The following is a 10,001-nucleotide window of genomic DNA, read 5'->3' as shown; positions in this document are numbered from 1 at the left end:
GGTGAATACATCGAGGTGCGCGCGGTGATGGACGCTCCGGCGACCGAGGCCTGATCCGCCGCGCCATGCCCGGATCACAGGTACCGGCCGTCCCGGTCGGGCGCCCGTCGGAGCGCGACGACTCCGCGCAGGAGGCCGCGCTGCTCCTGCGCGAGGTCGCGCCGGTCGTGCTGGGAATCCTGGTGCGCCGCTACGGCGATTTCGACGCGGCCGAGGACGCGGTGCAGGAGGCGATGCTGGCCGCGGTCACCCAGTGGCCGGACAAGGGGTATCCGGACAATCCGCGAGCCTGGCTGCTCCAGGTCGCACAGCGGCGATTGATCGACTCGGTGCGTTCGGAGATCGCACGCCGCTCCCGCGAGACGACGGCTGCCCTGCGGGACGTGCCGCCCTCCGATACCGATTCGGCCGCCGACGACACATTGACGTTGTTGCTGCTGTGCTGCCATCCCGCGTTGTCGCCCGCCAGTGCGATCGCGGTCACGCTACGCGCAATGGGCGGTCTCACCACCGAGGAGATCGCCCGCGCCTTCCTGCTGCCGGAAACAACCATGGCGCAACGTATTTCGCGGGCGAAGAAACGGCTCGGCGCACTGCCGCGGCCGTTCGCCGAGTCCGCTGTCGCCCCGGAAGACTGGGGCTCGCGGCTCGGGCCGGTACTGCACGTGCTCTACGTGATGTTCACCGAGGGACACACCGCGACGGGCGGCTCCCGGTTGTACCGCACCGATCTGGCGGCGGAGGCGATTCGCCTGACCCGCAAGGTCCACCGGCTGCTCCCGGACGATCCGGAGGTCACAGGCCTGCTCGCGCTGATGCTGCTCACCGACGCCCGCCGCGCGGCACGCCTGGGGCCCAGCGGCGAATTGATTCCGCTGGCCGAACAGGACCGCACCCGCTGGGATCGCGACCGCGCCCGGGAGGGAATGGGGCTGGCGACGGCGGCGGTCGAGGCCGGACTCGGCGGCCCCTACCGCGTCCAGGCCGCCATCGCCGCACTGCATACCCGGGCGCCGAGCGCCGAGGAGACGGACTGGGAGCGAATTCTTCTGCTGTACAACGTCTTCGAGCGGCTGTCGGACAATCCGATGGTGAGTCTGAACCGCGCCGTGGCGGTGGCCATGGTGCACGGGCCCGCCGCCGGGCTGGAGTCGGCGAACACGCTGGCGGATCGCCTGCGCGGCAACCATCGACTCGACGCGGTACGCGGACACCTGTACGAGATGGCGGGCGACCGTGCGGCCGCGATCGAGTCCTATACGGCGGCAGCACACCTGACCACGAGTACGCCCGAGCGCGACTACCTCATGCTGCGCGCGGCGAAGCTGCGCGCCCCGTAGCCGAGCAACACGGGGCTGCGGTTATCGAAACCTTCTGCGGCGCAGTTGCTTCGGCCGTGACCCGACCGCGCTCACGCCCAGGTGTTGCCCGTGATGCGCTGGTAGGCGTCCCTGTACTTCTCGCGGGTGACGGCCACGACCTCGGCGGGAATCTCCGGGCCGGGCGGCTCCTTGTCCCAGCCGGTGGAGGTCGCCCAGTCGCGGACGAACTGCTTGTCGAACGAGCGCTGCGCCCGGCCCGGCTCCCATTCGTCGGCCGGCCAGAACCTCGACGAGTCGGAGGTCAGGACCTCGTCACCGAGGGTGAGAACATCACCGTCCCAGCCGAATTCGACCTTGGTGTCGGCGATGATCACACCGCGCCCCGCGGCGTGCTCGGCGCCGCGGGTGTAGATCTGCAGGGTCAGGTCGCGCAACTTCTCGGCGACGTCGCGACCCTCCTGATTCACCACATCGTCGAACGTGATCGGCTCGTCGTGCCCCGCGGACGCCTTGGTGGTCGGGGTGAAGATCGGCTCGGGAAGTTCGTCTCCCTCCCGCAGCCCGGCGGGCAGCGTCACCCCCGAGACCGCGCCGGTCCGCCGGTACTCCTGCAGTCCCGAGCCGACCAGGTAGCCGCGGGCGATGCACTCCACCTGCACCATCTTCAGCGGTCGTACGCGCACCGCGCGCCCGGCGAATTCGTCCGGCACGTCGGTGGTCGAGAGTAGGTGGTTGGGCACATCGGAGAAGTAGTCGAACCACCAGTTCGACAGCTGCGTGAGCAGTGCGCCCTTGTCCGGAATCGGCGTCGGCAGCACCACGTCGTAGACCGAGACCCGATCGGAGGCGACCAGAATCAGCGATTCCCCGTCCTCGTAGAGATCGCGCACCTTACCGGCGTGGATGTGCTTCACCGGCCCTCCTCGCTTCGCTGTCCGCCGCATACGAACGCCCAGCCTACCGAGCGCCCCGCCGGCACCGGACGCTCGGTGGCGCGGCGCGCGGCGTTTCGTCTCGCACGGGGTGCGGATGCACGGTCGGCCCAGCCGTGCGAGCGCGAACGTGGCATTCTGGGCACCGTCAGCGACTGCATCCGCAGCGTGGTCCACACGACCGGTCCGAGCGAAGGAGTCTCCTTGTCTGCACCGAACCTCACCCGCGAACAAGCCATCGCGCGGGCCGCGACGATCAGTGTGGAGAACTATCGCGTCGAACTCGACCTCACCGGGCAGCCGACCGGTCCCGCGGCCACCGCCGGCGAGACGTTCTTCTCGCGCTCCACCGTCACGTTCACCGCCACCCCGGGTGCGCAGACCTTCATCGATATCGTCGCCGCCGGTGTGCGATCGGCCGTTCTCAACGGCACCGAACTCGACATTTCGGGCTACGACGAGTCCCAGGGTCTCACCCTGACCGATCTGGCCGAGAACAACGTCCTGGTGGTCGAGGCCGACTGCGTGTACTCGCACACGGGCGAGGGCCTGCACCGCTTCGTCGATCCCACCGACGACAAGGTGTATCTGTACTCGCAGTTCGAAACCGCCGACGCCAAGCGGATGTTCGCCTGCTTCGACCAGCCCGACCTCAAGGCGACCTACGACATGACGGTCACCGCGCCCGCCGACTGGGAGGTGATCTCCAACGGCGCCGCGACCGCCACCCGCACCGTCGGCGAGGTGGTCGAGCACACCTTCGCCACGACACCGCGGATGAGCACCTACCTGGTCGCGCTGATCGCCGGGCCGTACGCCAAGTGGATCGATGTGTACACCGACGATCAGTCCACGATCCCGCTCGGCATCTACTGCCGCGCCTCGCTCGCCGAATTCATGGACGCGGAACGGCTTTTCACCGAAACCAAGCAGGGCTTCGCGTTCTACCACCGCAACTTCGGCGTCCCGTACGTCTTCGGAAAGTACGACCAGCTGTTCGTTCCCGAGTTCAACGCCGGCGCCATGGAGAACGCCGGCGCGGTGACGTTCCTCGAGGACTACGTCTTCCGGTCCAAGGTCACCCGGGCCTCCTACGAGCGGCGCGCCGAGACCGTCCTGCACGAGATGGCGCACATGTGGTTCGGCGATCTCGTCACCATGAAGTGGTGGGACGATCTGTGGCTGAACGAATCCTTCGCCACCTTCGCCTCGGTCCTGTGCCAGGCCGAGGCCACCGAATACACCGGCGCCTGGACCACGTTCGCCAATGTGGAGAAGTCGTGGGCGTACCGGCAGGATCAGCTGCCCTCCACCCATCCCATCGCCGCCGACATCCCCGATCTCGCGGCCGTGGAGGTCAACTTCGACGGCATCACCTACGCCAAGGGCGCGTCGGTGCTCAAGCAACTGGTGGCCTACGTCGGGCTGGAGCCGTTCCTGGCCGGCCTGCGGGACTACTTCGCCGCACACGCCTTCGGCAACGCCACCTTCGACGATCTGGTCGGAGCGCTCGAAAAGTCCTCCGGGCGTGTCCTTTCCGACTGGGGCGCGCAGTGGCTCAAGACCACCGGCCTGAACACGCTGCGCTCCGACTTCGAGGTCGACGCCGACGGTAAATTCACCCGATTCGCGGTCGTGCAGGGCGGCGCCGAACCCGGCGCAGGCGAGCATCGCGTCCATCGGCTGGCGATCGGCGTCTACGACGACCGGGACGGAAAACTGGTGCGCACCAAGCGCGTCGAACTCGATCTCGACGCCGCCGAGCGCACCGAGGTCGCCGAGCTGGTGGGTGTCGAGCGCGGTCAGCTCGTGCTGGTGAACGACGACGACCTGACCTACTGCTCGCTGCGCCTGGATCCGCAGTCGCTCGACACCGTGATCGCACGGATCGCCGATATCGCCGAATCCCTGCCGCGCACGCTGTGCTGGTCGGCGGCGTGGGAGATGACCCGGCAGGCGGAAATGCGGGCCCGGGATTTCGTGGCGCTGGTGCAGCGCGGAATCGGCGCCGAAACCGAAATCGGTGTCGTGCAACGACTTCTGATGCAGGCGCAGACCGCCCTGGCGAGCTACGCCGACCCCGAGTGGGCCGACCAGACCGGATGGCCGGCCTTCGCCGATCGTCTCCTCGAACTGGCCCGCGCGGCCGAGCCGGGTTCGGACCATCAGCTGGCCTTCGTCAACGCCCTCACCGGCGCGCGCCTGTCGCCGTGGCACAGCGAGGTGCTGGGCACCCTGCTGCTGGATTCCGATCCGGCCGCGGCCGCGCTGCCCGGCCTCGCGGTGGACACCGATCTGCGCTGGCGGATCGTAGGCGCCCTGGCGGCGGCCGGTCAGCTCGACGCCGAGAGCACCGACACCCCGGTCATCGACGCGGAACTCGAGCGCGACCCCACCGCCGCCGGACGGCGCCAGGCGGCCGCGGCCGCCACCGCCCGCCCGCAGGCCGAGGTCAAGGAAAAGGCCTGGCACACGGTGATGGACGACGACTCCGTCCCGAACATCACCGCCCGCGCGATCGTCGGCGGCTTCGCGCCGGTCGGGCAGGGCGAGCTGCTCGCACCGTACGTGCAGCGCTACTTCGACGAGATCGCCTCGGTGTGGGAGCGCCGCTCCAGTGAGGTCGCGCAGACCGTCGTCATCGGCCTCTACCCGCACTGGGCCATCAGCGAGGAGGCCGTGGCCGTGGCCGACAAGTTCCTCGCCGACGAGCACCCGCCGGCCCTGCGCCGCTTGGTGATCGAGGGTAAAGCGGGAATCGAACGCTCGCTGCGCGCCCGCGCCGCCGACATCGCCTGAGTCGGCTTGCGGCGCCTACCGATCGGTGGGCGCCGCAACACCGGACCGCGAAACGACGCGGTTCACTGCCGAGGCACCGGTGTATTGTGCCGCGCCGCGATCCACCAACGGCCATCCTCCTTGGTCAATACATACAGCGCGACCATCGCCGGGTCGATATCGATGGGCGCGCCATCGGCGGTCACCGCCCGTGCGGCCTTGTGCACGATGGCGACATCCGCCCGCAGGAACGTGATGCCGATGACCTCGTAGCGCACGTACTGGTCTTTCAGGAATCCCGCCAATCCGTCCCGGCTCGCGGCGAGCGTCGCGTCGCGGCCGTGCAGGAGCATGCCGGCCGCGTTGCCCAGCACGGCATTACGGGCCACATCCCGCACCATCAGTTCGGCGTCGTTGGTATTGAACGCGGTCTCGACATTCGCGATGAGTGCCTCGATCGCCAGCCGGTCCTCGGCATGGTCGACGCTGTTGTCCTCGATTATCGGATTCTGGTCCGTCGTGTTCATGATGATCATCTTTGGACCTCGAGAGCGGTTGAGGTCAAGAAGTTCGCTGCTGTGAGCGGATCTGCTGACAGCAGCATGACGGGCTCGTGCCGTGTCCGCTGGGGCACGGTGGGCGTATGGCTCACGACGACAACAAGATTCCGTTGTTCAGTTGGCGGTCGCGAGAGCAATTGCTCAGCCGCCGCATCCTCGTCCTCGACGGCGGGCTCGACGACGACAACGGCACGCTGCTCACGACCCAGATGCTCACCCTCGCGGCCGAAGACCCCGACGCCGACATCTCGCTGTGGATTCACTCCCCCGGCGGGTCGGTCCCGTCGATGCTCGCGATTCGCGACGTGATGCGGCTGGTGCCGTGCCGGGTGTCGACGCTGGCGCTCGGATTGGCCTGCAGCGCAGGGCAATTCCTGCTCTCGGCCGGAACTCGCGGCCGCCGCTACGCCTTACCGCACGCCCGCATCCTCATGCATCAGGGGTCGGCCGGCATCGGCGGTAGCGCGGGCGAGGTGGAGGTGCAGGCCGACGATCTGCGCCACACGGTGAACACCGTGCTCGGACTCATCGCCGAGGACACCGGGCAGCCGTTCGACCGCATCTACGAGGACTCGCTGCACGACCGCTGGTTCACCGCGACCGAGGCCCGGGAGTACGGCTTCATCGACCACATCGTCGACTCCTTCGACCAGGTCATCCCGCAACGCCAGCGCATCGGAATGTCGGCCGGGAAAGCATAGGGGCACATCATGACCAGCTACACCATTCCCAATGTCATCGCGCAGCACCCGCGCGGCGAGCGGATCATGGACGTCTACTCGCACCTGCTCACCGAGCGGATCGTCTACCTCGGCACCCCGATCGATTCCGGGGTGGCGAATGCGCTGATCGCGCAGATGCTGCATCTGGACGCCGAGAGCGCGGGCCAGGAGATCAACCTCTACATCAACTGCGAGGGCGGCGATCTGTCGGCGATGCTGGCGATCTACGACACCATGCAGCACATTTCGTCACCGGTGGCGACCACCTGTGTCGGCCAGGCCATCGCGGTCGGTGCGGTGCTGCTGGCCGGCGGCGCGGCGGGCCGGCGTGCGATGCTGCCGCATGCGCGCGCCGTCCTGCATCAACCCGCGACCCGCGGACAGGGCGCGATTCCCGATCTCATCATCCAGGCCGACGAACTCGTCCGGATGCGCGCCGAAATCGAGACGATCCTGTCCCGTCACACCGGTCAGGACGTCGCGACCCTCCGGCACGACACCGATCGCGATCGGGTGTTCACCGCGCAGGCAGCGGTGGAATACGGATTGGCCGACACCATCCTCGGCGCGCGGACCTGAGCGGATACTCGCTCGGATCGCCCCGGGGCGATCCGAGCCACCCCATCCGCCGTCGCACGTCGAATGCTCGGGCCGGCACCGGAGAGCACTCCACAGCGGAGCAAGGGATCACGGCGTCGCAGTCGAGCTCCGGTGCGGCGCGGTGCGGGCTCAGGCGGCGCGGGCGAGCATGGTGGGACCGAACGGCGGACGGGCGGCCAGCGGGCGCACCGGGGCGAGGCGGGTGACGCGGAGCAGGTCGGCGGCGATCTCCGCGGTCAGTTCGCCCAGGGTGGTGCCGAGCGCTCCGGCGAGGGCGGCGATCATCTCGCTCGAGGGCTCCTTGCGCCCCCGTTCGATCTCCGACAGATACTGCGGCGAAATCCCGGCTCGTCCCGCCGTTTCGGTCAGCGTCTCACCGTGGTCGCGGCGCAGTTCGCGCAGCCGTTCTCCGAGCACCTCACGCCACAGCGGTTCGCGGGCGGCGCGGGATTCGCGAGGCCGATCGGGGCGCGACGGCACCGGCCGCAGCACATCTCGCTGCGGTCGAGGAGCGGATTCGGCCGCGGGCTCTGCCGCGCTGTCCGCACCGGTCGAGGACGCGGACTCGAGGTCGCGTCCGCCGGGAATCGAATGCAGTTGCGGATACTCGGCCATGCGGTGAGCCTACGGCCACCGCCGCGCCGGGCGAGCCCGCTTACGCTCACAGCGTATTTCGGGTCGTCCGTATACAGCCGCACCCCCTCCCGGCTGTTCCGGGAAGGGGTGCGTGGCCCTGATGCGAACCGGCGCGAGCGTGCCGATCAGTGCGGACGAATCAGCTCGGGCGGCCGATCGCGGACGCCATCACGCGGACGGCGGAGACGAGTCCGTCGATGAGCTGTCCCTGCCGCAGCGACGCGAGCGCCGCGGTGACACCGAGCTGGCAGACCCGGTCGTTCACGCGGTCGGCGACGTCGCGACCGGAACGAACCTCGACCGCCTTGTCGTTGGGCGAGACGGCGATGAGCACCGAACGTGCCGCCTCGGGAGTCGACGGGAACACCGCGTCGGCGCCGGCGGCGGCATTCGCGCCCAGATCGCCGATGTAGATGTTGAACCGGACCTTGGTGCTGCGTGTCGCCTCGGTGAGGGTGTTGTCCATCAGCAGCCGCTCGTGGTCGTTGAACGGCGCTTCCTTGAACACGTCACCGGCTTCGTGCACGCCGGATACCCGCCCGCTGGGGGTGATGGCGTACCCGTGCGGCAGGGTGGACGGGTCCACCACGGGCCAATTAGAAGTTGCCACTTGCCCGGCCTCCGATCAGATCTGCCCCGGTGGATTCGATGGCCGCATGGTGTCCATGCGACGACTCGGCGACACCGTGACCGAATGCGGTCACCTCGTCGGTCGCGCTCCACAGCACCGGCTCCGCGGTCCACTTCTTCCCGAGGTCGTAGTGGACCGGCTTCTCACCGGGCAGCGGTTTGCCGAGGAACGACAATCCGGCGATCACCGCGTAGATCACCAGCGGGATGCCGAGAAAGATCAGCACTGTTTCGAGAATGCTCACAGCTCAACGGTAGACGATCGTGGTTTGCCGGTCCGCGCCGAGCCGCCCGTGTCACACCAACCAGGCCGCCGACTCCGGTGCGAGCAGGGCACCGCGCAGCGGCGCGCTCGCCAGCAGCACCGTGCCCGGAGGCAGCGCGATCGGGGCCGCGGAGGCGTTCAGCACACAGAGCAGCCCGCCCGGCCGGCGGAATGCGAGACAGTTCTCCGGCGCGTCCAGCCAGTCGACGGTGTCGCCATCGAATTCGGCTCGGGTCCGGCGCACTTCGAGGGCGGCCCGATACAGCGACAGCGTCGAGTCGGGCGATTCGCGTTGCGCCGCCACGGTCCGATCGGCCCAGCCCGCCGGAATGGGCAGCCAGGAATCGGGACTGTCGGTGAATCCGAACGGCGGATTCGTCCCCTCCCACGGGATCGGCACCCGGCAGCCGTCACGCCCGCGTTCGGTGTGGCCGGAGCGTTCCCAGACCGGGTCCTGCAGCACCTCCTCGGGCAGGTCGTCGACATTGGGCAGCCCCAATTCGGCGCCGTTGTAGACGAAAGCCGCGCCCGGAAGCGCGAGTTCGAGCATGATCATCGCCCGTGCCCGGGCGATGCCGGACGCGCCGCCGCCGTAGCGGGTCACCTCCCGCTCGATATCGTGATTGGACAGCGTCCACGTCGGGACGGCACCGACGCGCGCCACCGATTCCAGCGAATTCTCCACTGCCGCACGGATTTTCGCCGCGTCGAACGGCGTCTCGGCGAGCCGGAAGTTGAAGGCGAGGTGAAGTTCGTCCGGGCGCACGTACTCGCCGAAGCGGATATTGTCGTCGACCCACACCTCGCCGATGGACACCGCGTCCGGGTACTCGTCGACCACCTTGCGCAGCCGCCGGTGGATGTCGTGAACCCCGGGATTGTTGAAGCGCGGATCGCTGTCGTCGTGCACCAGCAGTTTCGCGTCGGCGTCCGAGGGTTGGGTTGCCGACGGGCCCACCGCCGCCACCACGATCGGATCCATATCGGGCAGTCCGGGCGGTTTGGCCATGCCGTGTGCCACATCGATGCGGAAGCCGTCGACGCCGCGATCGAGCCAGAACCGCATGGTCTGCTCGAAATCGGCGACGACCTCCGCATTGTCCCAGTTCAGATCCGGTTGTTCCGGTGCGAACAGATGCAGGTACCACTGCCCCGGCGTCCCGTCGGGCTCGGTGATGCGCGTCCACGCCGGACCGCCGAAGATGCTGGGCCAGTTGTTGGGCGGTTGCGAGCCGTCGAGCCCGCGACCGTCGCGGAAGAGGTAGCGGGCCCGTTCGGCGCTGCCGGGAGCGGCCGCCACCGCGGCCGCGAACCACGGATGGCGGTCGCTGGTGTGATTGGGCACCAGATCCATCGTCACCCGGATGCCGCGCTCGTGGGCTGCGGCGATCAACTCGTCCATGGTCGCGAGGTCGCCGAACAATGGGTCGATATCGCGCGGGTCGCTGACGTCGTATCCACCGTCGGCCATCGGGGATCGCATCACCGGACAGATCCACAGCGCGTCGACGCCCAGCAGTTCCAGATAGCCGAGCCGGTCGCGCACGCCGGCGAGA

General features: G+C 68.6%; 10 protein-coding genes. 4 read left to right on the top strand and 6 right to left on the bottom strand.

Annotated features, from left to right (window positions below):
- The first annotated feature begins 65 nt into the window (after window positions 1-65).
- On the top strand, window positions 66-1,340 hold the full coding sequence (locus ON23_RS06850; protein WP_083903743.1) for an RNA polymerase sigma factor: 1,275 nt from the start codon (window positions 66-68) through the stop codon (window positions 1,338-1,340).
- 71 nt (window positions 1,341-1,411) lie between these two features.
- Here ON23_RS06850 and ON23_RS06845 read toward each other — a convergent pair whose 3' ends face one another.
- Window positions 1,412-2,266 carry a phosphoribosylaminoimidazolesuccinocarboxamide synthase gene (locus tag ON23_RS06845; protein ID WP_063821229.1) on the bottom strand — a complete coding sequence of 285 codons (855 nt, stop codon included), beginning with the start codon at window positions 2,264-2,266 and terminating at the stop codon, window positions 1,412-1,414.
- Between the two features lie 192 nt (window positions 2,267-2,458).
- Between ON23_RS06845 and pepN the strand changes: the two genes are divergently transcribed.
- Complete coding sequence (pepN, locus tag ON23_RS06840; RefSeq protein WP_039777007.1) at window positions 2,459-5,053, top strand: aminopeptidase N; 2,595 nt, start codon at window positions 2,459-2,461, stop codon at window positions 5,051-5,053.
- 62 nt (window positions 5,054-5,115) lie between these two features.
- Here pepN and ON23_RS06835 read toward each other — a convergent pair whose 3' ends face one another.
- Window positions 5,116-5,559, bottom strand: a complete 444-nt coding sequence (locus ON23_RS06835) for an SgcJ/EcaC family oxidoreductase (RefSeq protein WP_039777006.1) — start codon at window positions 5,557-5,559, stop codon at window positions 5,116-5,118.
- A 116-nt stretch (window positions 5,560-5,675) separates the two neighbouring features.
- Between ON23_RS06835 and ON23_RS06830 the strand changes: the two genes are divergently transcribed.
- Both ON23_RS06830 and ON23_RS06825 read left to right on the top strand, forming a co-directional pair.
- Window positions 5,676-6,293 (top strand): ClpP family protease, encoded by a 618-nt coding sequence (locus tag ON23_RS06830; RefSeq protein ID WP_039777003.1) that lies wholly within the window; start codon window positions 5,676-5,678, stop codon window positions 6,291-6,293.
- Between the two features lie 9 nt (window positions 6,294-6,302).
- On the top strand, window positions 6,303-6,893 hold the full coding sequence (locus tag ON23_RS06825; protein ID WP_039777002.1) for a ClpP family protease: 591 nt from the start codon (window positions 6,303-6,305) through the stop codon (window positions 6,891-6,893).
- A gap of 150 nt (window positions 6,894-7,043) precedes the next feature.
- Here the strand turns inward: ON23_RS06825 and ON23_RS06820 are convergent, their stop codons facing one another.
- The 4 genes from ON23_RS06820 to ON23_RS06805 form a co-directional block, all read right to left on the bottom strand.
- A complete protein-coding gene (locus ON23_RS06820; RefSeq protein WP_083903742.1) occupies window positions 7,044-7,529 on the bottom strand; it encodes a helix-turn-helix domain-containing protein in 486 nt (161 codons plus the stop codon).
- 160 nt (window positions 7,530-7,689) lie between these two features.
- Window positions 7,690-8,136 (bottom strand): DUF5130 family protein, encoded by a 447-nt coding sequence (locus tag ON23_RS06815; protein ID WP_086006849.1) that lies wholly within the window; start codon window positions 8,134-8,136, stop codon window positions 7,690-7,692.
- A gap of 10 nt (window positions 8,137-8,146) precedes the next feature.
- The gene (gene ctaJ / locus ON23_RS06810) at window positions 8,147-8,425 is read right to left on the bottom strand and encodes an aa3-type cytochrome oxidase subunit CtaJ (protein ID WP_030512693.1); all 279 of its coding nucleotides are present in this window, start codon (window positions 8,423-8,425) and stop codon (window positions 8,147-8,149) included.
- 51 nt (window positions 8,426-8,476) lie between these two features.
- On the bottom strand, window positions 8,477-10,001 hold a 1,525-nt coding region (locus ON23_RS06805; protein ID WP_039777000.1), incomplete at its 5' end, for a glycoside hydrolase family 13 protein.

The organism is Nocardia cerradoensis NBRC 101014, assembly GCF_000308535.1.
In the GTDB taxonomy this organism is placed as follows: domain Bacteria; phylum Actinomycetota; class Actinomycetes; order Mycobacteriales; family Mycobacteriaceae; genus Nocardia; species Nocardia cerradoensis.
The sequence above is the reverse complement of the archived record's forward strand: the minus strand, read 5'-3'. Positions and strand labels throughout refer to the sequence as shown.